Raw genomic sequence first — 23885 nt, 5'->3', positions numbered from 1 at the left:
GCTAGAGTGCGGTCATGACGACAGCCGGCACGCTCGCCGATCAGGCGTACCGACAAGTTCGCACCGCGATCGCCACCGGCGAACTCGCGCCGGGGGAGAAGGTCACCGAGCGCGGCATGGCCGAGCGGCTCGCGGTCAGCCCGACACCGGTGCGTGAGGCCCTGCGCCGGCTGGAGCTCGATGGTCTGATCGAGCGGATCGGGCCGCGTACCGTGCTGGTCGCCGCCATCCGCGACGCCGCCATCGACGACCTCGCGGAGGTGGAGGTCGGCCTGCGTGGCCTCGTCGCCCGCTTCGCCGCCCGACACGCCACCGCCGAGCAGCTCGACGCGCTGGAAGGCATCCTCGACCGCGCCGACGACCTGCTGATCCTTCTCAAGGAGCGGTCCGCCCAGGGCGCGCCGGTCGAGCGGCACCTCACCGAGCTGCTCGACACCATGCAGCAGTTCAACGACACGGTCAGCGCCTGCGCGCACAACCCGGTGCTGGTCCGGATGCTCGAGCAGAGCCGCGTGTTCTCCCGCCCGCAGCGCCGGGAGCTGCTTCTGCAACGGGTGGCGGAGGACGACACGTTCGGCCTGGAGCGATACAGCAGCCACCGTGCTTTGGTCCGGGCGCTGCGTGCGGGTGACTCCGCCGCCGCGGAGCGCATCGCGCTCGAGGACTCGCAGGGCGGCCTCGCCGCGCTTCGGGAGGCGCCGTGACCACCCACCGGATCGCCGTCATCCCCGGTGACGGCATCGGCAAGGAGGTCGTCCCGGCCGGCCTCGACGCGCTGCACGCCACCGCACGTCGTTTCGACCTGACGCTCACCTTCGACAGTTTCGATTTCGCCAGCGCCGACTACTGGCAGCGGCACGGCGCAATGCTGCCGCCCGACTGGGAACAGACGCTGCGGGGCTACGACGCCATCTACTTCGGCGCGGTGGGCTGGCCGGAGGCCGTACCCGACCATGTCTCGCTCTGGGGCAGCCTCCTGCAGTTCCGGCGGGTCTTCGACCAGTACGTGAACCTGCGCCCCTGCCGGCTCATGCCCGGCGTCCGCAGCCCCCTGGCCGGCCGGCTCCCGGGCGACATCGACTTCGTCGTCGTCCGGGAGAACACCGAGGGCGAGTACTCCAGCGTCGGTGGGCGGATCTTCGAGGGCACCGACCGGGAAACCGTCCTACAGGAGACGATCATGACGCGCGTCGGCGTCGACCGCGTCCTGCGCTTCGCCTTCGAGCAGGCCGACCGTCGCCCGAAGCGGCACCTGACGTCCGCCACCAAGAGCAACGGCATCTCCATCTCCATGCCGTACTGGGACGAGCGGGTGGCCGCGATGGGCGAGCGGTTCCCCGACGTTCACCTCGACAAGTTCCACATCGACGCGCTCGCGGCGCAGTTCGTGCTCCATCCGGAGTGGTTCGACGTGGTCGTGGCCAGCAACCTGTTCGGCGACATCCTCTCCGACCTCGGCCCGGCCTGCACCGGCACCCTCGGCATCGCCCCGAGCGCCAACATCAACCCTGAGCGTGAGCACCCGAGTCTGTTCGAGCCCGTGCACGGCTCCGCACCCGACATCGCCGGCAAAGGCATCGCCAACCCGATCGGCCAGATCTGGTGCGGCTCGATGATGCTGGAGCACCTCGGCCACCCCGAGGCCGCCGCCCACCTGCTCGGCGCGGTCGAGGACGTCCTGGCGTACGGGCCCGGACAGGCGCCACTGACCCCCGACCTGCACGGCACCGGCACGACGGCGGAGCTGGGCCGGGCGATCGCCGAGAGGGTCAGCGAACGCCCGTCCGCCACCGCGTGAGGTGGCGGCGAACGGACGGGGGTGCGGGGAGTCGGGCACGTCCGAGCGGACTGTCACCGGGTGACGAGACATCGCTCAGTCCTCGTCCTGCCATCTGCGCAGATCCGTCTGGTCGTGATAGGGCATGCGGTCCGGCGTGGTGATGAATTCCATCGTCGTGCCCCAGGGCGTGCGGCAGTAGCAGACCTTGTTCCCAGGCCCTTGTTCGGTTGTATAGGGAATTGCGCGAGGCTCCGTGAGGGGGGTGCCTCCGGCCCTTCTGAGGCGCTCGACCGATGCGTCGATGTCGTCGGTGTAGAGGCCGAAGTGGGTGATGCCGAAGTCACTCGGTCGGACCGGCTGGGCCTGTTCGGGGCCGTGCATTTCGAAGAGCTCGAAATCGGGTCCGGTTCCGATCTTGACCATCGCCTGCGCGCGCACGGCCGTCCCGGGGTGAGCGCCAACGGCCCGCTCGAATTCGGGTCCCTGTCGGGGAGGATCCTCCGGTCCGAAGGACTGGTAGATCACCTGGGCGCCGAAAGCTTCCACGAAGAACGTTTTCGCGGCTTCGATGTCGGGCACCGTGATGCCGATATGATTGACGCCGCGAATGACAGGTGGGGTCATGACGGTTTCCCTTCCTTGTTCAACCGATCGACCGGCATGGGTGTGGGCGCAACCTGCCGGCAGTGTCGCGATCCGCCCAGCCCGCGATGGCACGCTCGCAGAATTTCACGTGGCCCTGAGGAACTCGATCAGAGCGGCCGCGACCTCATCCGGCCGTTCCTCCGCGAGATAGTGGCTGGACCGCGCGATCGGGCCGCCCGTCACATTGCTGGCGAACTCCTTGAGCATCGGCACCATCTGCCCACCGAAGCGCTGATCCCCGCCGAGACCCAGCACCGGTATCTCGATCGGTTGCTTCTTGTACTCGAGTGCGGCCGTATGGTCGACGGGGAGGGTCCGATACCACTCCATGCCGGCGCGAGTGCGACCGGGAAGCGCCATCGCCTTTGCGTAGATGTCGATGTCCGAGGGATTGAAGGTGCTGTGATCGTAGAACCGCTCAGCCATGAAGGTCGAAATGTACTCATACTCACGGCCGTGGATCAGGCGCTCGGGTAGGTCCCGGTTCATGTGGAAGCTGAAGTGCCAGAGCTTCGCGGTCGACGCCTCCCAATCGGTCCAGCCGGGAAGCGGAACGTCGAGGACGGCCAGGTGGGTGACCGCCTCCCGATAGGTGGTGGCCTGCGGCAGGGCGACCATCCCGCCGATGTCATGTCCGCACACTGCGTAGTGTTCGTGCCCAAGGGCAACCATGACTTCGTGCGCGTCGCGTGCCATCGTCGCCTTGTCGTAGCCGTCGAGCGGGCAGTCGGAGAAGCCCGCGCCGCGCAGATCGATGGCCACCACGCTGAAGTGCTCGGCCAGCAGCGGCATCGCACTGTGCCATCCCCACCAGGTCTCCGGCCACCCGTGAAGCAGAAGGATCGGCGGACCCGAACCTCCCGTGACAGCGTTGATCTTGATGCCATTCACCGGCACCAGTTGCTGGGTGAACCCCTTCAAAGTTGCGATCATGAGCGCCCTCCAGTCAGAGATCGACGTTCAGACAGGGCCCGCGGCCAGCGCTCAGGGCTGGTCGAGATCGATGGCGATCGTGTGTTCCGCCAGGCGTGGATTACGCTGCGAAAGGCAGTCGGCCTTCGTTCAGCGATCAAGTCCGTGATCGGGCCGAGCGAAGCAGGGCGTCGTCGGCGTCGACTGCCACGTCAAATCCACCGAAGGTCTCGACCGCCGCTGCGCCCGCTGCCTTGGCTGCCGCCGCATCGCTCACGTCCAGCGGCAAGGTGATCGTGCGGCTATCGAAAGGCGCGGCCATGTCCTCGATCGGCCTGACCTCGCGGGCCGGCGCGATGGGCTGATCTCGCTGTGCCTCAGCGAGCGCGGGCCGCTGACCGAAGCCGCTCAAGCAGCCTGTTGTGAGCCACTTTTCAATAGCTCCTCCCCGGGTTGTTTCCGGACGGCGCAGAGCTGTCGCCGCCACGATCCGCCATATCGGCCATGATCGACCAGTCCTGGCGCGCCTGAGGTCAAGCTACCGCGACCAGGTAGGTTCCGGGCGCGTAACTGGTGAGGTCCCGTGAGAGCGCGTTTGAGAAGGGTCCTTGTGGACGGCGTAGCCGGGTAACATCGGCGATCCGGGCCGGCAGGTGGCGCGGCGGCTGCGCGTCGTGGCTACCCTCGCATCTGCCCGATGCCCAGTGAGAACTGCCCCGATGGTGCTCATGTTTCGTCGTTGTATTCGTCAGGCTCTCACTCGATGGTCCCGGCGCGTTGCGGTGAAGGTTCGAGTTGACTCTTTACGTCGCGGGGCACCCGCACCCCGCGAGCACGCAGATCGGCGATGAAGCGGGCCGCGAGTGGGTCGGGCTCTCCCGGCGTCACCGCGACCAACTCCCGGGTCCACCGGGGCGAAAATGAGCGGACCACGCCCGGAAAGCCCGCGCTGACGGCGCTGACGGGGGTTATCGCGATGCCCAGTCCGGCCGCCGCCAGCTGGGGTGCCGCAGAGGTGACGGCCGTTCTCAGTGCCGGCTTCAGGCGGATCCCGGCTGCGGCGAGTGACCGGTCGAGCCAGCCGCTCAAGCCGTTCTCCGGCGCGAAGTGCACCAACTCCTCACCGTCGAGGTCGGAAAGCCGCACTGATCCCCGCTCTCCCAGCGGATGATGACGAGGGGCCGTCAGTACGATCTCCTCCGCGCCGAGAACCGTGGACGCGAAACGGCCGTCCACCGGGCCGGCCAGCACCAGTACGTCGACATCCCCGCCGCTGATGGCGTCGAACAGGCCGTCCGACACGACCGCCTCCCGGAGGTCGATCGCCACCTGGGCATGGTGCCGGTGCCAGGCGCGGATCACCGGCGCGAGCAGCGGCACGGTCAAGCTCTGGGCACAGACCAGGCGCAGCGACCCTCCCTTCGCCTCGCCCCTGGCCCGGGCCGAACGGATCGCCGACGCGGCCGCGTCAATCGCTCGCCGGGCGTCCGCGACGGCGGCGCGCCCGGCCGGCGTGAGCGAGGTGCCACGTGCCCCCCGTTGCAGCAGAGGCGTACGGGTCTCGCGCTCCAGCACGGTGATCTGCTGGGACACCGCGGGCTGCGAGGAGTGCAGCAACCGGGCCGCCTCGGTGATCGACCCGGTGTCCGCGACCGCGACCAGACACTCCAGGGCACGCAGCGTTGCCATTCGGAAATCTTATCGCAGACCGTCGAAAGATAAATGACGCTGAGGGAAGCGGGGCGAGTTGCCGGTTGCTGAATCGAGCAAGGACCACGACCTCCAAGGAGAACGACATGGCACAGACCTTCGTGACAGGCGGTTCCGGTTTCATCGGCCGGAGTCTGATCAGGCGGCTCGTGGCCGACGGACAGGCGGTCAAAGCCCTGGTCCGCAGTGCGACGGCTGCCAACGTGGTGGCCGCGCTGGGCGCCGAGCCGGTGCGCGGCGAGCTGACCGGTCCCGACACCTGGCGCGCCGGCGTCGACGGCAGCGAGGTGCTGTTCCACCTGGCGGCGGAGACGGACATCACCGCTGCTCGGGAGCGTCAGGAACTGGTGACGGTGGGCGGCACTCGGGCCGCCCTGCAAGCGGCTCAGCAGGCCGGGGTCGCCCGCTTCGTGCACGCCGGGAGCGAAGCCGCACTCATGGCCGGTCAGCCGCTCGTCGACATCGACGAGAGCGCGCCACTGCGACCGGACTCGGAAGCCGCGTACAGCGCGACGAAAGCGGAAGCCGAGGCACTGGTTCTGGGTGCGAACGCGCCGAGCTTTGCAACTGTGTCGATCCGGCCGCGGTTCGTCTGGGGGCCCGACAGCTCTCTCGTCGAAGGTCTCGTGCGGTCGGCCCGCAACGGCGAATTCGCCTGGATCGAGGGCGGCCGCCAGAGCACCGACGTCACGTTCGTCGACAACGCGGTCGAGGGCCTGGTCCGAGGTTGGCTGAGCGGCCGTCCGGGTCACGCCTATTTCATCACCGATCAGCACCGCGTGACCCTCCGCGACTTCCTTGAGAGCACCTTCGCGATCTATGGCGTGGACGCCACGATCCCGGACATCGACGCCGCCACCGCGGCCAAGGTGATCCCCGTACCCGCGCGCTGGTTCCTGGAGCAGACCTGCACGCTACGTACGGACAAGGCCGTTGCCGAACTCGGATACCGCCCGATCGTCACGCAGGCGGACGGACTGAATGCCGTGCGGGAAGCGGTGGCCCGCAGCGCCGCCTGAGATCGACGCCGCACACCGCTGGACAGCTTGCCCGCGAACCCCTCCTGTCCCGGCCCGGCAGTCTTCGGACCCGGGTCGGGACAGCGTCAATCAAGCGCCGAGCAGAGCGACAGTGGCAGAGCCCGTACGCTGGAGGGGTGATCGACTTTCGTGCGGCGGTCGAAGCGGGCGATCTCGACGCCATTGAGGCGGCGCTGGCCGACAACGTCGTGTTCCGCAGCCCGGTCGCGTTCAAGCCGTATGAGGGCAGGGCGATTACTGGCGCAATCCTGCGGGGTGTGTTGCGGGTGTTCGAGGACTTCCGGTATGTCCGCGAGTTGAGCGGCGAGGGCGGTCGGGATCACGCGCTGGTGTTCGAGGCGCGGATGGGTGACGTCGCTGTCGAGGGCTGTGACTTCCTGCACCTGGATGCGAGCGGCCTGGTCGACGAGTTCACGGTCATGGTTCGTCCGCTGTCCGCCGCGCAGGCCCTGGCCGCCGCGATGGCTGCCGAATTCGACCAGATCCAGCGCGAGGCGACCACCGGCTAGGTGTACTTTCTGCCCAGGGACGTTGGTCAACCTGGTGATGGGCGGTTTGCCGGCGGTAGGGGTGTGGGGCCGGCGGTGATTGTGGTGGTGGAGCCGGGCGGGTAGAGCTGCTCTCGTGAGACGTTCAGTGCAGCCTGGACAGTGGGTTTGCACCGGGCAGCAAAGGTGTCCGCGAATCGCTCGTGGTCCGAACGTCGCTGGACGTTGCTCAGCTTCCGAGCACGGTGTTGAAGCAGATGATGGCCAAGTTCGTGCAGCAGTACGTCAAATCGCATGAAGTCCCGCAGCCGAACCGCTTCGCGTGCCGGTTGTTCGTAGAGAAGGATCTCGCCCGGTGCTCTGGTCCTGCCGTAGAGGACTGATCGGCGGTCGAAGTCCTCGGTCTGCCGCAACTCGATGACGCGTAGCCCGTACCAGGCGGCGGGCCCGACGACCTCCAGCACCTCACGAACGTCACGTCCGCTTGCCGGATGCGCGTATCCCGGTCGAGCTGCGTGTACGTGGATCCGGATCCGGTCCAACCCCGGAGCGCGACGGAGCGCCTGGCGCGCCCGGGGATCTGTACGCAGACTTCGACTCACGTCGCCCATGCTCGGCGACCCCACGGTGTGCGACAACGGGTTTTCGCCGCGGAACCTACGTCCGCGCGGGCTCAATATGGCTGGCCGCACACCTCCCAGGCGCCATCCTCCTTCACCAACGCGAACAGATGCCGGTCGGTGAAGCCGCTGTCCAGGGTCAGGGCCATGCTCACCGTCGCGGACGTACGGCCGTTGATGCTCGACACATTCACGCCGTTGACCTTGTGGCCGCGGATTTTCGGCTGCTTGGCGACGCCCTGGACGAAGGCCTCTCTCGTGTACCTGACGCGCGTGTCGCCGCACAACAGTCCGTACGCCGCGTCCGCATCGTCCGCCTCCAGATCGCTGACGAACGACTCGGCGGTCTGCCGCGCCGGATCCGTTGCCCCCTTGACCCCCTTGTAGAGGAAGAAGCCGCCGATGCCGGCGCCACCGCAGCACAGCACGACGACCACGCCAACGACGATCAACACGGTTCGCAACGTCCGCCGCTTCGGCGGTTGGGGCATCTGGTACGGGTGGGTCATAGGTACGGACGGTAGGGGATGCGAAAAGTTCTCGACGCCCCACCCGCGCCGCGCGGGAAACGCGTTTCCCGGCCTGCTGGCCGTGCCATAGACTCCGCCGGTGCTTGCGGTGTCGGGGGACTTCGAGATCCACATCACGGCGTTCGCTCATCACGCCGAGAAGCTGTCGACGTTCGCCGCCAAACACGGCTTGAAGTTCGTCCATATCGTGCTCGATCGTGGTGCCAACGTCTCTCAACCGATGCTCACCCTGACCGGCCGAGGCACCCTGACCGATCAGGTTGCCGCGGTGCGGCACTGGCGACGCGAACTGCGCGAGGCAGGGATCCACCCGTGCCGTTCGAAGATCGAGGCGGCGCCGTGGTGCGTCGGCGTACCGCAGTCGGATGAGCAGGCGGCAGCCGAACCCACTGACCGGTACTTCGAGCACCACGTCAAACTGCTGCTCCCCAGTACGACGGTGGCGGATCTGATGGCTCTCACCGACCTGGTCGCTCCGCACGGGGCACGGTTGTCACGTAACGCTCGCCGGGAGCTGGTGGACGGCGCGCAGGAACGGTTCGTCAACCAGCGATGTCACGGTGTCGGGCTCGCCACGGCCGGGCGGCGGCTGGACGAGCTCGTCGCGACCCTCCGGGCCGCCGGCCACGAGCCTATGGCCGTAGAGCAGGAGTACGTCGTCTCCGACAGCGACCTGCACCACGACCACGGTTGGCTGGACTCGCCCACGCCGAGGGCGAGCGGTTGGGCGCGGGAGCGTGAGAACCGGATGAGGTCGGCGCCGGCTGGCTCGCCGGACTACCCCCCGACCTACCGGCCGCTACCCGTCAGCCCGGCCGTGCGTCAGAAGGCGGCGTTCGACCCCGCTCTCCGGCAGTACCCGAACGCCTACCACGCCGGAGAGCCCGACTTCGTCGTGGAGGCCACCGGCCAGCTGTGGACCACCGCCCGGCGTGCCGCCATGAATCACGTCCTGGCGGCCATCGCCACCACAACCTGGGCTCGGCACCTGGTCCTGCGGGGCAGCGTCACCATGGCGACCTGGGTCGGCGACGCCGCCCGCGAGCCGGGCGACCTCGACTTCGTCGTCACTCCGCACACCATCGCCAGCGACAGCACCGACGCCCGCGCGCTGCTCGATGACATCAAGACCGCCGTGCGAACCGTGCCCGGCGCCGGCCTGCAACCAGACCGGACAACCGAGGCCGCCATCTGGACGTACGAACGAGCTGACGGACGCCGCCTCGTGATCCCGTTCAGCGCCCCGGGGGCGCCGGACGGCCACGTACAGGTCGACGTCGTCTTCGGTGAAGAGCTTCCCCTCCCACCGGAGGCGCTGACACTGCCGGACCTCGATCAGCCGGTACTGGCCGCGCCCGCCTCGCTGGCGCTGGCGTGGAAGCTGTTGTGGCTGGCCACCGACAGGTACCCGCAAGGCAAGGACCTCTACGACGCGGTCCTACTCGCCGAACACACCACCGTCGACCGAGCCCTCGTCCGCCAGCTCATGCACCCCGAACTCGGTGCCGAGGCGGACAACTTCACTGCCGAAACCGCCTTGTCCTGGCAGGTCGACTGGACCAACTTCACCGACGGGTGTCCCGGCATCACGGGCACCGCCGACCAGTGGGCCAGGCGGCTGGCGCTGGCCCTCGATCATGGCTGGAGCTGAATCGCCAGGCGGATATTTGTGCTGGGTGTGCCGGCGCTGGACGGGTCAGTGCTCGTCCGGGCGGGTCTGTAGTCGGGCCAGGCTGTCCACGTACTTGATGAGCAGCCGGGCGAACTCCAGACGCTCGTGGTCCGGCCAGTCCCGCGTGATGTGCTCGTAGGCCGATCGCTGGTGGCGCCGGAAGTCGGTCAGCATCTGCCGGCCGGCGGCGGTGAGCTGGAGGATGGTTCGCCGCCCGTCGACCTGGGAGGCGGTTCGGAGCAGGTATCCCTCAATGATGCAGTCCGACACCAGCCGGCTGGCGGCGGACGGGTCGATGCTCAGGCGCTCCGCGATCACGCCGACCGTGACCTCTTCGCCCTCCCGGGTCGAACCCTCCTCGGTGACGCCCAGCACGAGGCTGCGGCTGAGGTCCTTGCGGGCGATCGGCTTCTCGGCGTTGAGCGCGGCTCCCCTGCGGAGCCGGGAGAAGGCTGGCCCCACCGCATCGAGCAGGCCGGACGCCTGTGTCTCATCCTGCTGCGGGCCAGTTCCCATGCGCGATTCCTCGGTGAGCGACGACGGAAAGATCGGATCCGACCGTACCGCATCGCCCGATGACGTGTGTAAGCTGTCAATTAAATGCATGACTACATGCATATGTTGGATCTCAGTCCAGAGCTGGTGACGCCGTCCGGCGTGCGCCCATCGCCTCCAGTAGGGGAGAAATCATGCGCATCGTCCGCCACCACGAGCACGGGGCGCCCTCGGTGCTTCGGATCGAAGAGACGGACACGCCCCGGCCCGGGCCCGGTGAGGTGCTGATCCGGGCCGAGGCCATCGGTGTCACGTTCGCGGAGGTCCAGCGGCGGCAGGGCATCCGCATCGGCGGTCACGCCGACCTTCCGGGCAGTCCGGGCGGTGACGTCGCCGGCGTCGTCGAGGCGCTCGGCGAGGGTGTCACCAACGCCCGGACCGGCGACCGGGTCGTGGTCGACGTCCATCGCGGGGCGTACGCGGACCACGTCGTCGCGGACGCGTCCTGGCTGATTCGGATCCCGGCGGAACTGGACGCCGCCGAGGCCACCCTGCTGCCCAGTCCGGCGCAGACCGCGTACCACGCGATCAAGGAGTCGGGGCAGCTCAAGCCCGGTGAGACGATCCTGATCGACGCGGCGTCCGGCGGTGTCGGACACCTCGCCGTGCAGATCGCCAAGGCGATGGGCGCGGGCAAGGTCATCGCCACCGCCAGCACCCAGGCGAAGCTCGACTTCGTCCGCGACCTCGGCGCCGACGTCACCATCAACTACACCGACGATGACTGGGACCAGCAGGTTCTCGCGGCCACCGACGGCCGCGGCGCGGACGTCGTCCTGGAGACGGTCGGCGGTGACATCCTGACCAAGAGCGTCCAGCTCACCGCCCAGTTCGGCCGGCTGGTCTTCTACGGCTCGGCGAGCGGCAACGTCCAGCCGATCCACCCGCTGACGCTGAGCCGGATGAAGACGGTCGCCGGTTTCGCGCTCTACGCGATGATCTACAACCGGCCTGAGACGATCGCCGCCGGCCAGCGGGAACTGCTCGACCTGGTCACCTCCGGCCGGGTCCGTCCGATCGTGCACACGCGACTGCCCCTCGACGAGGTGGTCAAGGCGCACGAGCTGATGGAGGCCCGTACGCAGCTCGGCAAGGTCGTACTCATCCCCTGAGGAGCCCGCCACCCCTGATCGACGCCGCCGGTCGTCGCCCTCCGGGCGCGACCGGCGCTTCGCGTCGTGCCGAGGACGAACGGGCCTCCGGCGGAGTCCGGGCACGCCGCGACCGACCGATCCGTCCATCCTCTCGTGGCAGGATCACGCGGAGTTGCGCCACTTGCGACCATTTCGGCCGATGAGCCGGTCGGCGTCGGTCGGGCCCCAGGAGGCGGCCTCGTAGGTGGGTATCGGCGACTTGTCCTTTGCCCAGTTGTCGATGATCGGGTCGACGATCCTCCAGCACTGCTGCACCTCGTCGCTGCGGATGAACAGCGACGCGTCACCGATCAGCGCGTCCAGGAGTAGCCGCTCGTACGCCTCCGGGGACTCCTCGACGAACGTCTGGTCGTACGAGAACTCCATGGTGGCGGTGCGGACCCGGAAGGAGTGGCCCGGCACTTTGGCACCGAAGCGCAACGAGATGCCCTCGTTCGGCTGGATCCGCAGGATCAGCGCGTCAGCATCGAGGCCGGTGAGCTGATCGGTGGGGATCGGCAGGTGCGGCGGCCGTTGAAACTGCAGTGCCACCTCGGTGAGCCGGGCCGGCAGCCGCTTGCCGGTGCGTACGTAGAACGGCACCCCGGCCCAGCGCCAGTTGTCCACGTTGAGCCGCATGGCGGCGTAGGTCTCGGTCCGCGACAGGGGATCGACGCCGGCCTCCTCGCGGTAGCCGGCCATCAGCTCCTCGCGGGTGCCGCCCCGGGTGTACTGACCCCGGACCGCGGCGTCGGCGATGTCCCGGTCGGTGGGGAGGCGGATCGCCTGCAGCAGCTTGACCTTCTCGTTGCGCAGGCCCTCAGCCTCGAATGAGGCCGGCGGCTCCATCAGTGCCAGCGCGAGGACCTGGAGCACGTGGTTCTGCACGATGTCCCGCATCGCGCCGGCGTCCTCGTAGAAGCCGCCGCGGCTGCCGACGCCGAGGGTCTCGGCGACGGTGATCTGCACGTGGTCGACCCAGGAGCGATCCCAGATGGGCTGGAAGATCGAGTTCGCGAAGCGCAGCGCCAGGACGTTCTGGACGGTGTCCTTGCCCAGGTAGTGATCGATACGGAAGACCTGGTGTTCGTCGAATGCGCTGTGCACGACGCCATCGAGTTCGCGGGCCGTGACCAGGTCTCGCCCGTACGGCTTCTCGATAACCAGGCGGGAGAATGAGCCCTCGCGTGGCTGGTTGAGCCCGACTCGGGCCAGCCCGTTGATCACCGGCTCGAAGGCTCCGGCCGGGGTGGACAGGTAGAAGAGCCGGTTGCCGGACGTGCCCCGCTGTGCGTCGAGCTCGTCGAGGGTCTCCACGAGCCGCTTGTAGGTATCCGGGTCGTCGTAGCCGCCGGCCACGTACCGCACGCCGCCCTGGAGTTGGCGTTTGCTGGCGACGGTGTGTTCGCCGAGTGCGCTCTCGGCGAACTGCTCGTCGGTCATCGACGTGCGCGCGACACCGACGAGCGCGAACTGGTCCGGGAGCCGCTCGTGCCGGGCCAGGCTCTCTACCGCGGGCAGCAGCTTGCGCCGGGTCAGGTCACCGGAGGCACCGAAGATCACCAGCGTGGCCGGCGGGGCACTCCGCTCCTGGATGAGCGGGGATGCGTGGTCCATGGTCTGCGTTCCTCCGGGCACAAGGGGTGTGGGGTTGGGGGTGCAGTGCTGTCATGCCAGGGACTGTGTGGCTGTGGCGGTAGTGTCGGCGGCCCCCCGGCGTGGCCCGTTGGTTGCGGAGCTTGAGCGTCGCATGCCGGCCGGGGGGTCGGCGACCCGGTGACGATCGGGTGCCCCGCCGCTGACCCGGATCGGCACGCAGAGCTGGGCGGTGAGGCCGCTGATGCCGGCGCGGCCGGGCCGGAAAGGTTGCACGGGAGGCGAGGGCGAAAGGGTGCGCTGGATCGGACGGGCAGACTGGGGTCGTGGAACGGGACGAGTTCGGCGCCGCGGTGCGCCAGCTACGGGAGCTTACGGCGCCGACCGCGGTCGGGCTGCCGGTCGGACGTCGGCGGGTGCAAGGGCTGCGGCGGGAGGAACTCGTGCCACTGATCCGGGACGGCGGCGTCCTGGTCAACACCACCGTCTGGATGCCCGCCCCTTCCGACGAGAAGCGCGGGGTACGCGGCATCGACCTGTTCGTCCGCAGCGATGCCGACCAGCTCGCTGACCTGGCCGCACGTGTCAGCACCGGCGAGCTGCGGATCCAGGTCGCGCAGCGAGTGGCGCTGGCCGACCTGCCCGCCCTGCATGCCCAGGCCGGTGCGGGGGAGCTGCCGGGTAAGACGATCATCCTTCCGCCCACCGCCTGACGCCGCCCCGCTGTCCGGGCCCTCCGCAGTCCAGGGCGGCACGGCGGCAACCGGCTTGGCGATCGCCACGCCCGCGAAGAAGCACCAGAGCCGGCCCGGCGTCCGGCCGGCTCTGGTGGCGACCGGGCGGGCAATTTCCGACCTCGCTCCCACTGCGGGCGCTCAGCGCGGCATTCCCCACCTCGCGGCCGTCGCCCTGCCCCCGGGTGGCTGCACCGCTCGGGGCGGACGCCGCTGGAGGTACAGCCTGCGCTACCGGAAAGACGCCCGCTGGCTTCAGCGATCTTGGCCGCCGGGCGACCTAGCGTTCGGGTGTCAGCGAAAAGCGCACACCGAGAGGCCTAGTGATGATCGACATGGTCGCGGTCCGGGTCGACGGAGTCAGCCGAACCTACGCCACCGACGGGGAGCCGGTCGTGGCGCTCGCCGGCGTTGACGCGAGCTTCGCCCGCGGCACGTTCACGGCGGTCATGGGTCCGTCCGGCTCCGGCAAGAGCACGCTGCTGCAGACCGCCGCCGGCCTCGACCGACCGACGTCGGGCCACGTCTGGATCGGCGACACCGAGCTGTCCACGCTCTCCGAGACCAAGCTGACCGAACTGCGGCGGGATCGCATCGGCTTCGTCTTCCAGGCCTTCAACCTGATCGGCGCGCTCACCGTCGATGAGAACATCCAGTTGCCCTCGAAGCTCTCGGGCAGGCGGCCCGATCCGCGATGGTTGGCGGAGGTCATCGAACGCGTCGGGCTGGCGGATCGTCGGTCGCGCCGGCCGTCGCAGCTCTCCGGTGGCCAGCAGCAGCGGGTCGCGATCGCCCGGGCACTGTCGGTCCGGCCCGACGTGATCTTCGCCGACGAGCCGACGGGGGCCCTCGACACCGAGTCGGCCGCCGACGTTCTGGCCCTGCTGCGCTCGGCGGTCGACGACTTCCACCAGACCGTGGTGATGGTGACCCACGACCCGGTCGCCGCCGCCTACGCCGACCGCGTGCTCGTGCTGGCCGACGGTCGCATCGTCCGGGACCTGCCGCCCCTGGGCGCTGAGAAGATCGCCGAGGTGCTGGCCACGACGCGCATGACGGGAGCCACCCGATGACCGGTCTCGCGTTGCGTCTGCTCCGGCAGCGTCCCGCCTCCGCCATCGCCACCCTGGTGGCCCTGGCCGGTGGGGTGATGATCCTGATGACCCTGGCGGTCTTCGTACAGTCCGCGCTGGTGTTCCGGCCCTCACCGGTGCAGTTCGCGGCGGCCGACGTGGTGGTCGCCCATCGGGAGCTGACCGTGATCACCAAGGAGTTCGGCGACACGACCACCACGCGGGTGCCGCTGCCCGAGGGCACCGTCCCGGTCGGGCTGGCCGATGAGATCCGCGCGGTCCCCGGCGTCACCGACGTCCGGTTGGTGGGGGCCGAGGGTGGCGTCGCGTCGGCTGTCGAGGTTCAGGCCCCCACGGACGCGTATGGGGCTATCGACCGGCTCGCCCGGCAGGCCGGCGTGGAGTCGTACACCGGGATGGACCGCGGCTGGGCCGAGCAGTCGGACTCGATCGAGGCTCGCTCGTTCCTGCTTGAGGCCGGTTCGGCGTTCGGCGGCTACGTGGTCCTGCTGATCGTCGTGGTGGCGGCCGGCACGATCGGCCTGTCGGTCCGGCATCGTCGCCGGGATCTGGCGCTGCTGCGGGCGGTAGCCGCCACCCCGCGCCAGGCGCGTCTGCTGGTCGTGGCCGAGGGGGTCGTCGTGGCTCTGGCGTCCGCCGTGCTCGGTGTGCCCGCCGGTCTCTGGTCCACCCGGTGGGTGCACCACCAGCTGGTCACCCGCGGCTTCCTGCCCGCTGACTTTCCGATCGTCAACGCCGGGGTCGCCGCTGCGGCCGCCGTCGCGATAACCGTCCTGGTGGCGGCCTCCGGGGCCTGGATCGCGTCGCGCCGCATCGCCCGCATCCGCCCGGCCGAGGCGCTCGGCGAGGCCGCGGTCGAACCGGCTCGCGGTGGCCGGATCCGGCTCGTCTTCGGCCTGGTCACGATGGCCGGCGGCGTGGCCTCACTGTTCTTCGCAGCCGGGCTGTCCGGCACGGCCGCGCTGGCCACGGCGGCCGGCATGCTCTACCTTCTCGTGCTCGCGGTCGCGCTGCTCGCGCCCTGGATCAACGGGTTCGCCGCCCGGCTCATGTCGCCGGTGCTGCGAGCGGTGTGGCGGGCGCCGGGGGAACTGGCGGCGGCCAACCTGCGGGTCAACGCACGCGGGATGTCGGTCGTGCTGAGCGCGCTCGTGCTGGCGATCGGCTTCGGCGGTTCGATCTGGTTCCTTCAGGACAACCTCCAGCGGCAGACCGTCACGCAGAGCCGCGACGGCATGCTGGCCGACCGGGTGCTGACCACGCCGCAGGGCATCTCGTCGACGGACGTGGCCAAGGTACGCCAGGTCCCGGGAGTCGAGGCGGCGACCGGCGTCCGGAACACGTCGGTGGTGGTCCGGGTCCTCGATATCGCTGAGCCGGTCGTCGCCCGGGCGGTCGACCCGAACGGGCTCACGTCGACGATCGACGTGAAGGTGCGCGAGGGCAGCTTGGCCGAGCTCACCGACGGAACCATTGCCGCCTCGACCCTGCAGGCCTCGTCCTCCGGCTGGAAGGTCGGCGAGACGGCCGAGATCTGGCTGGCCGACGGCACACCGGTCCATCCCCGCGTCGTGGCGACCTACGACCGTGGGCTCGGCTTCGGCGACGTACTGCTGCCCCAGGAACGCGGTGTCTACGACGAGATGCTCGTGCGTACCACCGGCGACGTCGACCAACGGCTGGCCGCCTTCGGTACGGTGACCGACGCCGGCACCGTGACCGGGCAGTTGAACCGCGACCTGGCCATCTCGGCCTGGCTCAACAAGCTGCTCATCACCGTGCTGGTCGGCTATTCGGCCCTGGCCGCCGGCAACACCATGGTCATGGCCGCGCTGGCCCGCAGCCGGGAACTCGCGGTGCTCCGCCTGGCCGGGGTGACCCGGCGGCAGGTGCGGCGGATGGTCGAAGCCGAACAGGTGGGCCTGCTCGGGACGGCGCTGACGCTCGGTGTGGCGATCGCCGGGATGACGCTGATCGCGGTCGTCCATGCGCTCACCGGCACGCTGATCCCGTACGTCCCACCGCTGGGCTGGGCCGCGGTGCTGGGCGGCGCGACCGCGCTGGCCCTGGTAACCACGATCCTGCCGGTTCGGCGGTTGCTGCGGACCCCGCCGGTCCGCGCCGCGGGTTCAAGGGAGTGACGCGCAAGCTGGCCGGGTGAATCAGCAGCTCGACGCCGGCTGGTCGTCCACCACAGTGGTGCGCTCTCGCGGCGACGCGGGGACCGTGACCATGGCGAGGCGCATCTCAGCCCAGGCGACGGCGGACCTGGGGCAACGACTCATCCCCACGCCCATCGGCACGAGCGCACACCGACGAGGTCCCGGTCCCCGCGCTGTCCACCGTTCGATGGACAGTCGCTGACGGTCGAGCGGTCGTTCCGCGGAAAGGGCCGCGAGCGGCACCGTCGACGTATGACAGCCATTGAGGTCATCGCGAACCTGGTCACCCCGGCGGTCAACCTCGTCGAGGAGCCGCACGCGGTGCCCGCCGACCTGCTGATCGCGGTCATCACGGGGACGGCGAGCATCTGGGTCAGCTTCTGGATCATGCGCGTGATCCGGCAGAACGTGGAACGCGGGCTCCTCATCGGTGAGCTCGAGGCGAGTCGCGCCGAAGTGGCCCGCCTCTCGCACGACGCGGGGATCTCCGCCGAGCGGGCTCGTCTCGCCAGCGAGATCCACGACACGCTCGCGCAGGGCTTCACGAGCATCGTCACGCTGCTTCAGGCGTATGACCCGGAGTTGCGCGACGAGCGTCTGGCGTTGGCGGTGCGTACCGCGAAGGAGAACCTGGCCGAGGCGAGAGCCCTGGTGGCGGCGCTCTCGCCCGTCGCGCTCGCGTCGGGGTCGCTGCCCGACGCAGTACGCCGTCGGGCCGCCTATTTCAGCGAAGAAACCGGGGTGACCGCCACCGTCCAGGTGATCGGGGCGCCCCGGGAGCTGCCCACACCGGTCGAGGTGGTACTCCTGCGGGCCGCCCAGGAGGCACTGACCAACGTACGCCGGCACGCGCACGCCACCGAGGCGCAGGTCGTGCTGGCGTACGACGACCGGGGCGTACGCCTGGTCGTGCGGGATGACGGACGCGGGTTCGCGTCCGACGGCCTCGATGGGTTCGGGCTCGCCGGCATGCGCTCGCGCGCCGAGCAGGTGCGCGGCACACTCACCATCCACGGTGGACCTGCGGGCGGCACGGTCGTCGAGCTGGAGGTGCCCGCGTGATCCGCATCGTGCTCGTGGACGATCACCCGGTCGTACGGATGGGGTTGCGCGGAATGCTCGACGCCGAGGATGACCTGACGGTGGTCGGCGAGGCGTCGTCGGGGCCGGAGGGCGTGCAGCTCACCGCTGAGCAGCACCCCGACATCGTGCTCATGGACCTGCGCATGCCGGGCGGTGACGGTGTCGAGGCGACCGGGCGGATCCGGACGCGCGTTCCGGGCGTCCGCGTGGTGGTGCTCACGACGTACGAATCGGACCGGGACATCCTGCGGGCGATCGAGGCCGGCGCCAGCGGTTATCTCCTCAAGGACGCCACACCGGCGGAGCTGGCGGAGGCGGTCCGGGCCGCGGCCCGGGGCGAGACCGTGCTCGCGCCGAGCGTCGCCTCCACGCTCGTGCGGCAGGTGCGGCACCCCGCGCCGCCCGCCCTCTCGGCCCGCGAGACCGAGGTTCTGCGCCTGGTCGCGCGAGGGCTCACGAACGCCGACATCGGGCGGGAGCTCTACCTCAGCGAGGCCACCGTGAAGACCTACCTACTACGCGTCTTCGGCAAGCTGGACGTCGCCGACCGCACGGCCGCCGTCACCACGGCGCTGCACCATGGCCTGATCTGACCCCAGAGGTACGCCTCAGCGACGCCACCTGGTCCTCCCAGTGGAACCCGAACGTGCCGGCCTCGATGCGGGAGATGAGCTGGCGGACATCGTCGGCCTGCCGGACCGCGCTGTCCCAGCCACTGCTGGTGATGTCGGCCAGGAGTACCGGGGCGGGGTCGCCGCGCAGGTCCAGCACGAGTTGTTCGCGGGGGCGGAGGCGAGTCAGCTTCTTCGTACCGTGGCCCCGGCGCGAATCGCCCGCGGTATCTCGGCGACATCGTCGACACGATCCAACAACATGGCAAGTTCCTCGCCGGACGCGGGTGAGCTCAACTCGACCTGGTAGGTGATGCCGCTCGATATCCACGCCTGCGTGTCGAAACCTCCCTCGGCCGATACACGTACCCCGTCGATCCGGATGCCGAGTTCGCCTGCCTCCCGATATATGTCGTTCAGGACGCAGCCAGCCGTAGCGAGGTGCAACAGGTGCGCCCCGGTGAAGTCCGCCTCGACCGTCACGCCCTCGGATGTCCAGCGGTGGGGGAACCGGATCGCGCCGCCGTCATCTGATCTGAACGAGCCGGCGCCGACCACGACCGCGAAGTGCTCCACCGGTTGCTCCTGTCCGCAGTGCCTGAACCGATCGGGTCATTGTTGCCCGCTACCGGCATCACCACCAGATGCCGCGACATCCGCCCCTGCCGCCGACGGTCGGCTACCCGTCAGCACCGTCAGGGGGCGGACGAGGCGACTCGCTCTCGCATCACCTGCACGGGCAGGGACGGGTTCGCCGCCGCCGACTCGGCCAGCTCGGCGTGGTCGAGCAGCTCGATGATCCGGTCTGCCGGTAGTTGGGGGCATGCCGCCATCGCCTCGCGTACTGCGGCGTCGGGGTCGTGGGTGAGTCGGTCGACGAGCGTCGGATCCGCCTGTGGGTCGCGGGCGACGAGCCGTCGGACCGCTGGCGCCTGGTCCTCGGCGAACCGGGCCAGCGCTGCCGTCGGGAAGTTCGGCAGGGCCAGCAGTCGACTGCCACGACACTGGCAGTGCTCGTACTCGCGGTACACCCGCAACAGCAGGTCGGGTGGTGCGGACGGATGGTGGTGGGCGAGGAGGGTGCGTACGCCGGAATCGGGGTCGTCCGATAGCACGGCGGCGACGTCGGCGGGCAGCCGTGGATCGACGGCGGCCCGCCGGCGCAGCAGCGGGTTGACCGACACGGCGAGGCGCACCGATTCCGCCAGTGGTGGCAGTGGCGGAGACGGCAACTCCGCCCGGTTGTGCCAGAACAGGGCGGTCCGGCGGTCGTACGGTGCCGTGGTCACGTCGATGTCGATCGCCGCACGGTCCATCTCGCTGAGCGCCGGATGGACGGAGATGGCGGTGCGTACCGACACGTCCGGATCGGCGGCGAGCCGCGCCAGCTGCGCTCTCGTCAGATCGTCGCGCTGGGCGAGGCCGCACCGGACGTCTGCCGACGGGTGGTCGAACAACGCCTCGACCACCTCCGGCGGCAGGTTCGGGTTGGCCGCCATCGCGTCGACGCCCCGCCCGCGGTCCCGACCGGACAGTACGTGCTCGATCAGCGTGGGCGACAGCCGCAGGCTGCTCAGCATGTCCCGGTACGCGTACCCGTTGCCGGGCAGGTCCGCAGGCTCCTGTACCCGTTCCCGCTCGGCGTAGAAGTGGGCGGTCGCCGCCCGGATCTCCGGCACGTCGTCGTGCAGCAGGGTTTCGCGCAACTGCTCCCGGGACGTCTCGGGCACGTTGCCGAGCAGGTCGACCGCGGCGGCACGGACAAGGGGTTCCGGGTGGGTGGCGACGACCGGCACCGCACGCCGGTCGCGAATCCCGAACTCGAATGCCTCGCCGCGCAGTTCGTCCGACGTCATGATGCCCTGTCGGAACTGTTCCACGAGCCGGTCCAGGGACCGCAGGAAGGCGCGATCCGGCAACGCCAGGTCCGGATCCTCACGAACGAGTTCGAAGACGCGACGCTCGGGGTCGTCCAGGAGTCGGAGCCGGATCACCGGGTCGACGTGGGGGTTGGCCGCGAGCGCGCCGCGTACTCGGGCAACGGGGTGCCGGATCGCCGCTGCGACGACCGCGGGCGGTAGGTCCGCTCGTCGCCGGAATGCTGCCGGGACGGCCTCGGCGTGGTTGTCGAGCAGCCGCAGGAGCACGTCGACCGGCGCCGCCGGATTACCCGCAAGGCCCCGTGCGACCGGGTCTCCGGCCGGACCGTCCAACCAGAGGTCGCCGCGGATGTAGGCAACCCTGGAGGTACCAAGGTGGTCGTCGGCCATAGCGGAATCGGTGGCCGTCCGGAGTGTCGTCCAACAGCTGTCGTTGATCACGACGAGTGAGGCTATAGCCGCGAAACCACAGCTCAACAGGCCTTTTCGCCCGACTGACATCAGTCCGGGCCCGATATATGCTGGACATGGCGTCACTCCTTGGACGCCGTCTGGCCGCGATTCGAGCCTCGCGTGCTCCCGACGCCTTCCCACCGCAGGCCGCGGTGGTTCTCCGTCGATCCGGGAGCTCACCGCGGCCTGAGGTGGGGTCAGACCGTCATCAGCCCAGCCAGGCCGATTCGATGGCGGCGGTGAGGTCGTCCGGGTGCGCGAGCATCGGCGAATGCGACGAGCCCAGCTCGATCACCTGGGTCGGTGACGCCGAGACGGCGTCGATCTCGCCGATCAGCCGTCGCTGCAGCGCCGGCGGAACGGCGTTGTCCTTGGTGCAGACCACGTACGTCTTGGGCACCGAGCCGTAGCGCTCGCGGGTCACGCCCGGGACGTCGGCCGCGATACCGACCGGCGCGGCCGAGGTGAGCAGGTTGATGGCGGAGTCGGCGGTGGTCGCGTCGACGTCGCCGTAGAACGCCTCCCGTACGGCTGCCCGATCGGTGAGCCCGAGTTGCAGCACCCCGGTCCGTGCCGGATCGCCGACCAGCAGGGGAAGGACCTGGTCGCCCGCGCTCTCCGGCTCGCTGAGGTAGAAGACCGCAGGACGGCCGCTCACCGGTGCGTGCGCGGCGACCATGAACACCCGGTCGAACAGCTCCGGAGCCTGCTCGGCGGCCGCGGTGACGACCGCGCCACCCATGCTGTGCGCCACCACGAGGCAGGGCTCGCCGCCCCCGATCCGGCGGATCTGTTCGATGAGGGTCGCCGCCGCCGACGTCGCGGTGACGCCCGCCGTCGCGGCACTCTTCAGCCCGTGACCGTCGAGATCGACAGCGACGGACGGAATGCCGCGGGTGGCCAGCCGCATGGCCACCGGGCTCCAGCACCAGCTGCCGTGCCAGAGGCCGTGTACAAGGACAACAGTTCGCATGGCGTCGACGATACGAACCGTTTCCGCCGGCAACCTCGTACTGCTTGTACGGGGATAACCGACCCGTCTCGCCTGGACTGCCGAAGCGGACGAACGCGCCGACTACGAGGGGACGGCGGCGAGTTCCGCGGCGCCGAACGAGACAGCGAATCGTTTGCACCAGATGCTGACGCTGCGGAACGCCGCCGGGTCGACTCCCGCAGCCAGCCGGTACACCTGATCACCGTGGTTGCCTTTGAGCTTGCCCAGTTCCGCGTACCGGCCGTCGTCGAACACCCGCCAGCCGGCGGTGCCGGTGCGAACCCGTTGATCGGACAACCACACCCGTAGGTCGGGGCCGTCGCTGGTGTCCAGCCCGTCGATCTCCAGCTGGTGACTGCCGTCCGGGTTGCGGACCATTCGGACCGTGCCGCTGGTGTCGTGCTCGTGTGTGACGAAGGTGCCCTCCGCGAGGACGATCGCCGAGACCGGAACATCCGCAGCTTCGGATGAGGATTGAGACGGCTGCGGGACGGTGGTGGAGAGGGGCTCCGCCACGACCGTGTCGGTGAACAACCGCCAAGGCTGGAACCAGTAGAGCGCTCCTGCGGCACCGACGCCGAGCGCGGCGGCGACGATCCAGGTGACCGGAGTGCGAAGAAGACGGCGAGTCACGGTTCAAGTCAAGCCGCCGGATCTCATCCTGGCCAGGCGGGGCCGGATTACCGATTGCTTACGACGCCGGACGATCCGGCCGAAGGCGTGGGCCGTTGCGAGGCTGCGGACGCAGCCGGGGCCGGCTCCACCGGAAGCCGGCCCCGCGTCGGGCGTACGCCCTTGACCAGGTCGTCCACTCCGGACGACCCAACGCTGGCAGAGTCACGCGAAGAGGTTGCCGGCGAGGTCGGCGTAGAAGAGGGCGGGGTCACGGGAGAGAGAGGCCTTGACGTTGGCGGTGGGCTTGTCCGCGATGACTTCGATCTTGCCCGCCTCCAGTCCGTCGAGGGCCTGGCTGACCACCTCGTGGGGCGCGAGCTTGGGGATGTCGACGCCGGCCATCATGTCCGTGTCGGCGATCGCCAGCGCCAGGGCGGTGACCAGAGTCTTCTGATCGGCCAACTCGAGTCGGATGCCGTTTGTCAGGGACCACTCGGCGGCCTTCGAGGCGGCGTACCCGTTGCTGCCGGGGGAGAAGGTGTACCAGCTCAACGCCGAGATGACGTTGAGGATGGCGCCACCGGCCAGCCTGGGCGCGAACGCACGGGTGACGTTGAGGGTTCCCCAGAAGTTGGTGTCGAGGTCTTTGCGGATGTTCTCCGTGGAAGGGCCGAGCAGCGGGGCGTCCGTGGAGGTGCCGGCGTTGTTGATGAGGATGTTGAGGTCACCAACCTGGGCCGCCGCGGCCTCGATGGACGTGGGATCCGTGATGTCCATCTGAAGGGCGATGGCACCGGGGATGTCGATGCTATCCACGCGTCGTGCGGTCGCATAGACGGTGGCGCCGCGGGCGAGGAGTGCCTCGGCGAAGGCCTTGCCGAGGCCCCGGTTGGCGCCGGTCACGAGAGCTGTTGAGCCGTTGATTCGCATACCAACACGCTAGAACCTCACGCTGACGTCAGAGGCAAATGCTGCGAGGTTAATCACGGCCGCCCGGCGCCCGGGTGACGAACAGCGCATGGGTCGCAGGAGCGCAGCGTACGTACTATGGCGCGGTGGAAAACCGCGACTGGCTGGGTGAATTCCTACGCCGCCGGCGCGAGGCCCTCTCACCGATGGAAGCGGGGTTGCCCTCGCTGCGCCGGCGGCGGACACCGGGGCTGCGGCGTGAAGAGGTGGCGGCGCTGGCGAACGTTTCGGCTGCCTACTATGAGCGGCTCGAGCAGGCGAGAGGACCTCGGCCGTCGGTGGGCGTGCTGACCGGAATCGCGGCGGCGCTGCGGCTGACCGAGACCGAGAAGGCCCATCTGTTCCGGCTGGCGGGCCATCTGGCCCCACCCCCGTGGGACCCGCAGCCCGAGCCGGTGGATCCCGGGCTCGCGTACCTGCTACGGATCGCCGCGCTCCACACGTACCGTCCATCTCTTGACGGCCAGGACGTGGTTGCCTCCGCTGGGTCCGGATAGCCTGACCGGCGTCATCGTCGCCGCCGGGAAGCCGTGTTGCCGGGCCGCCGGTCTCCTCGGCCGGTGCCGTGTCGCGGGCACCGACGCGCAACCCACGCTGGGTATCGACTGG

The 23885-nt window shown here is 69.5% G+C and carries 26 protein-coding genes; 12 read left to right on the top strand and 14 right to left on the bottom strand.

From position 1 onward, the window contains the following. The first annotated feature begins 14 nt into the window (after positions 1–14). The gene (locus tag ACQP0N_RS21380; protein ID WP_433113522.1) at positions 15–704 is read left to right on the top strand and encodes a GntR family transcriptional regulator; all 690 of its coding nucleotides are present in this window, start codon (positions 15–17) and stop codon (positions 702–704) included. Continuing rightward, entirely contained in the window at positions 701–1798 is a 1098-nt protein-coding gene (locus tag ACQP0N_RS21375; protein ID WP_433113519.1) for a tartrate dehydrogenase, read from the top strand. The genes ACQP0N_RS21380 and ACQP0N_RS21375 overlap by 4 nt, the downstream gene beginning before the upstream one ends. A 75-nt stretch (positions 1799–1873) precedes the next feature. Here ACQP0N_RS21375 and ACQP0N_RS21370 read toward each other — a convergent pair whose 3' ends face one another. The 4 genes from ACQP0N_RS21370 to ACQP0N_RS21355 form a co-directional block, all read right to left on the bottom strand. Further along, positions 1874–2404: a VOC family protein gene (locus ACQP0N_RS21370; RefSeq protein ID WP_355047774.1), complete on the bottom strand. Its 531-nt coding sequence runs from the start codon at positions 2402–2404 to the stop codon at positions 1874–1876. A 105-nt stretch (positions 2405–2509) separates the two neighbouring features. Further along, positions 2510–3358 (bottom strand): alpha/beta fold hydrolase, encoded by an 849-nt coding sequence (locus ACQP0N_RS21365; protein ID WP_433113515.1) that lies wholly within the window; start codon positions 3356–3358, stop codon positions 2510–2512. A gap of 136 nt (positions 3359–3494) precedes the next feature. Then, on the bottom strand, positions 3495–3749 hold the full coding sequence (locus ACQP0N_RS21360; protein ID WP_433113512.1) for a hypothetical protein: 255 nt from the start codon (positions 3747–3749) through the stop codon (positions 3495–3497). A 344-nt stretch (positions 3750–4093) separates the two neighbouring features. Then, complete coding sequence (locus ACQP0N_RS21355) at positions 4094–5026, bottom strand: LysR family transcriptional regulator (RefSeq protein ID WP_433113509.1); 933 nt, start codon at positions 5024–5026, stop codon at positions 4094–4096. A 107-nt stretch (positions 5027–5133) separates the two neighbouring features. Here ACQP0N_RS21355 and ACQP0N_RS21350 point away from each other — a divergent pair, with 107 nt between their 5' ends. Both ACQP0N_RS21350 and ACQP0N_RS21345 read left to right on the top strand, forming a co-directional pair. Continuing rightward, positions 5134–6066 carry an NAD-dependent epimerase/dehydratase family protein gene (locus ACQP0N_RS21350; RefSeq protein ID WP_433113506.1) on the top strand — a complete coding sequence of 311 codons (933 nt, stop codon included), beginning with the start codon at positions 5134–5136 and terminating at the stop codon, positions 6064–6066. Between the two features lie 137 nt (positions 6067–6203). After that, positions 6204–6596: a nuclear transport factor 2 family protein gene (locus ACQP0N_RS21345; RefSeq protein ID WP_433113503.1), complete on the top strand. Its 393-nt coding sequence runs from the start codon at positions 6204–6206 to the stop codon at positions 6594–6596. Between the two features lie 26 nt (positions 6597–6622). On the opposite strand, the gene ACQP0N_RS21340 is transcribed toward ACQP0N_RS21345, so the two are convergent. Together ACQP0N_RS21340 and ACQP0N_RS21335 are read right to left on the bottom strand one after the other, a co-directional pair. Then, a complete protein-coding gene (locus tag ACQP0N_RS21340; protein ID WP_433113500.1) occupies positions 6623–7039 on the bottom strand; it encodes a hypothetical protein in 417 nt (138 codons plus the stop codon). 209 nt (positions 7040–7248) lie between these two features. Continuing rightward, on the bottom strand, positions 7249–7704 hold the full coding sequence (locus ACQP0N_RS21335) for an Rv0361 family membrane protein (RefSeq protein ID WP_433113497.1): 456 nt from the start codon (positions 7702–7704) through the stop codon (positions 7249–7251). 100 nt (positions 7705–7804) lie between these two features. Between ACQP0N_RS21335 and ACQP0N_RS21330 the strand changes: the two genes are divergently transcribed. Further along, on the top strand, positions 7805–9376 hold the full coding sequence (locus ACQP0N_RS21330; protein WP_433113494.1) for a nucleotidyl transferase AbiEii/AbiGii toxin family protein: 1572 nt from the start codon (positions 7805–7807) through the stop codon (positions 9374–9376). A 45-nt stretch (positions 9377–9421) separates the two neighbouring features. Here ACQP0N_RS21330 and ACQP0N_RS21325 read toward each other — a convergent pair whose 3' ends face one another. Further along, positions 9422–9913, bottom strand: coding sequence for a MarR family winged helix-turn-helix transcriptional regulator (locus ACQP0N_RS21325; protein ID WP_433113491.1), 492 nt, complete (start codon positions 9911–9913; stop codon positions 9422–9424). Between the two features lie 173 nt (positions 9914–10086). Here ACQP0N_RS21325 and ACQP0N_RS21320 point away from each other — a divergent pair, with 173 nt between their 5' ends. After that, positions 10087–11064, top strand: coding sequence for a quinone oxidoreductase family protein (locus tag ACQP0N_RS21320; protein ID WP_433113488.1), 978 nt, complete (start codon positions 10087–10089; stop codon positions 11062–11064). Positions 11065–11208: 144 nt separating this feature from the next. Here ACQP0N_RS21320 and zwf read toward each other — a convergent pair whose 3' ends face one another. Then, a complete protein-coding gene (gene zwf, locus ACQP0N_RS21315) occupies positions 11209–12702 on the bottom strand; it encodes a glucose-6-phosphate dehydrogenase (protein WP_433113485.1) in 1494 nt (497 codons plus the stop codon). Between the two features lie 305 nt (positions 12703–13007). Here zwf and ACQP0N_RS21310 point away from each other — a divergent pair, with 305 nt between their 5' ends. The 5 genes from ACQP0N_RS21310 (at position 13008) to ACQP0N_RS21290 (ending at position 18347) form a co-directional block, all read left to right on the top strand. Beyond that, positions 13008–13394, top strand: coding sequence for a zinc-binding dehydrogenase (locus tag ACQP0N_RS21310; protein WP_433113482.1), 387 nt, complete (start codon positions 13008–13010; stop codon positions 13392–13394). Positions 13395–13750: 356 nt separating this feature from the next. Then, the gene (locus ACQP0N_RS21305) at positions 13751–14488 is read left to right on the top strand and encodes an ABC transporter ATP-binding protein (protein WP_433121730.1); all 738 of its coding nucleotides are present in this window, start codon (positions 13751–13753) and stop codon (positions 14486–14488) included. Further along, a complete protein-coding gene (locus tag ACQP0N_RS21300) occupies positions 14485–16650 on the top strand; it encodes an FtsX-like permease family protein (protein ID WP_433113479.1) in 2166 nt (721 codons plus the stop codon). Before ACQP0N_RS21305 ends, ACQP0N_RS21300 begins: the two co-directional genes overlap by 4 nt. A 273-nt stretch (positions 16651–16923) precedes the next feature. After that, a complete protein-coding gene (locus ACQP0N_RS21295) occupies positions 16924–17733 on the top strand; it encodes a sensor histidine kinase (RefSeq protein ID WP_433113476.1) in 810 nt (269 codons plus the stop codon). Next, a complete protein-coding gene (locus tag ACQP0N_RS21290; RefSeq protein ID WP_433113473.1) occupies positions 17730–18347 on the top strand; it encodes a response regulator in 618 nt (205 codons plus the stop codon). Before ACQP0N_RS21295 ends, ACQP0N_RS21290 begins: the two co-directional genes overlap by 4 nt. Here ACQP0N_RS21290 and ACQP0N_RS21285 read toward each other — a convergent pair. The 6 genes from ACQP0N_RS21285 to ACQP0N_RS21260 all read right to left on the bottom strand — a co-directional run bounded on the left by ACQP0N_RS21285 (position 18316) and on the right by ACQP0N_RS21260 (position 23237). Next, positions 18316–18525, bottom strand: coding sequence for a hypothetical protein (locus tag ACQP0N_RS21285; protein WP_433113470.1), 210 nt, complete (start codon positions 18523–18525; stop codon positions 18316–18318). The two genes, ACQP0N_RS21290 and ACQP0N_RS21285, sit on opposite strands and share 32 nt — an antisense overlap. A 26-nt stretch (positions 18526–18551) precedes the next feature. Then, on the bottom strand, positions 18552–18941 hold the full coding sequence (locus tag ACQP0N_RS21280; protein ID WP_433113467.1) for an OsmC family protein: 390 nt from the start codon (positions 18939–18941) through the stop codon (positions 18552–18554). Positions 18942–19060: 119 nt separating this feature from the next. Then, complete coding sequence (locus ACQP0N_RS21275; RefSeq protein ID WP_433113464.1) at positions 19061–20635, bottom strand: hypothetical protein; 1575 nt, start codon at positions 20633–20635, stop codon at positions 19061–19063. A gap of 271 nt (positions 20636–20906) precedes the next feature. Then, positions 20907–21671 carry an alpha/beta fold hydrolase gene (locus tag ACQP0N_RS21270; RefSeq protein WP_433113462.1) on the bottom strand — a complete coding sequence of 255 codons (765 nt, stop codon included), beginning with the start codon at positions 21669–21671 and terminating at the stop codon, positions 20907–20909. A 102-nt stretch (positions 21672–21773) separates the two neighbouring features. Continuing rightward, entirely contained in the window at positions 21774–22325 is a 552-nt protein-coding gene (locus ACQP0N_RS21265) for a DM13 domain-containing protein (protein WP_433113459.1), read from the bottom strand. A 204-nt stretch (positions 22326–22529) separates the two neighbouring features. Further along, positions 22530–23237, bottom strand: a complete 708-nt coding sequence (locus tag ACQP0N_RS21260; protein ID WP_433113456.1) for an SDR family oxidoreductase — start codon at positions 23235–23237, stop codon at positions 22530–22532. Positions 23238–23362: 125 nt separating this feature from the next. On the opposite strand from ACQP0N_RS21260, the gene ACQP0N_RS21255 reads away from it, so the two are divergent. Continuing rightward, entirely contained in the window at positions 23363–23773 is a 411-nt protein-coding gene (locus ACQP0N_RS21255; RefSeq protein ID WP_433113453.1) for a helix-turn-helix domain-containing protein, read from the top strand. Positions 23774–23885 lie beyond the last annotated feature (112 nt).

It is taken from the genome of Micromonospora sp. CA-246542 (genome assembly GCF_050942905.1).
Classification (GTDB): domain Bacteria; phylum Actinomycetota; class Actinomycetes; order Mycobacteriales; family Micromonosporaceae; genus Micromonospora.
This window is presented reverse-complemented; position numbering and strand designations above follow the sequence as displayed.

Excerpts from the sequence above, each read along its gene's own strand:
- ACQP0N_RS21380 (WP_433113522.1), top strand. The coding sequence starts at position 15 with ATGACGACAGCCGGCACGCTCGCCGATCAGGCGTACCGACAAGTTCGC.
- ACQP0N_RS21370 (WP_355047774.1), bottom strand. The coding sequence starts at position 2,404 with ATGACCCCACCTGTCATTCGCGGCGTCAATCATATCGGCATCACGGTG.
- ACQP0N_RS21365 (WP_433113515.1), bottom strand. The coding sequence starts at position 3,358 with ATGATCGCAACTTTGAAGGGGTTCACCCAGCAACTGGTGCCGGTGAAT.
- ACQP0N_RS21355 (WP_433113509.1), bottom strand. The coding sequence starts at position 5,026 with ATGGCAACGCTGCGTGCCCTGGAGTGTCTGGTCGCGGTCGCGGACACC.
- ACQP0N_RS21350 (WP_433113506.1), top strand. The coding sequence starts at position 5,134 with ATGGCACAGACCTTCGTGACAGGCGGTTCCGGTTTCATCGGCCGGAGT.
- ACQP0N_RS21335 (WP_433113497.1), bottom strand. The coding sequence starts at position 7,704 with ATGACCCACCCGTACCAGATGCCCCAACCGCCGAAGCGGCGGACGTTG.
- ACQP0N_RS21325 (WP_433113491.1), bottom strand. The coding sequence starts at position 9,913 with ATGGGAACTGGCCCGCAGCAGGATGAGACACAGGCGTCCGGCCTGCTC.
- ACQP0N_RS21320 (WP_433113488.1), top strand. The coding sequence starts at position 10,087 with ATGCGCATCGTCCGCCACCACGAGCACGGGGCGCCCTCGGTGCTTCGG.
- zwf (WP_433113485.1), bottom strand. The coding sequence starts at position 12,702 with ATGGACCACGCATCCCCGCTCATCCAGGAGCGGAGTGCCCCGCCGGCC.
- ACQP0N_RS21305 (WP_433121730.1), top strand. The coding sequence starts at position 13,751 with ATGGTCGCGGTCCGGGTCGACGGAGTCAGCCGAACCTACGCCACCGAC.
- ACQP0N_RS21300 (WP_433113479.1), top strand. The coding sequence starts at position 14,485 with ATGACCGGTCTCGCGTTGCGTCTGCTCCGGCAGCGTCCCGCCTCCGCC.
- ACQP0N_RS21295 (WP_433113476.1), top strand. The coding sequence starts at position 16,924 with ATGACAGCCATTGAGGTCATCGCGAACCTGGTCACCCCGGCGGTCAAC.
- ACQP0N_RS21275 (WP_433113464.1), bottom strand. The coding sequence starts at position 20,635 with ATGGCCGACGACCACCTTGGTACCTCCAGGGTTGCCTACATCCGCGGC.
- ACQP0N_RS21270 (WP_433113462.1), bottom strand. The coding sequence starts at position 21,671 with ATGCGAACTGTTGTCCTTGTACACGGCCTCTGGCACGGCAGCTGGTGC.
- ACQP0N_RS21260 (WP_433113456.1), bottom strand. The coding sequence starts at position 23,237 with ATGCGAATCAACGGCTCAACAGCTCTCGTGACCGGCGCCAACCGGGGC.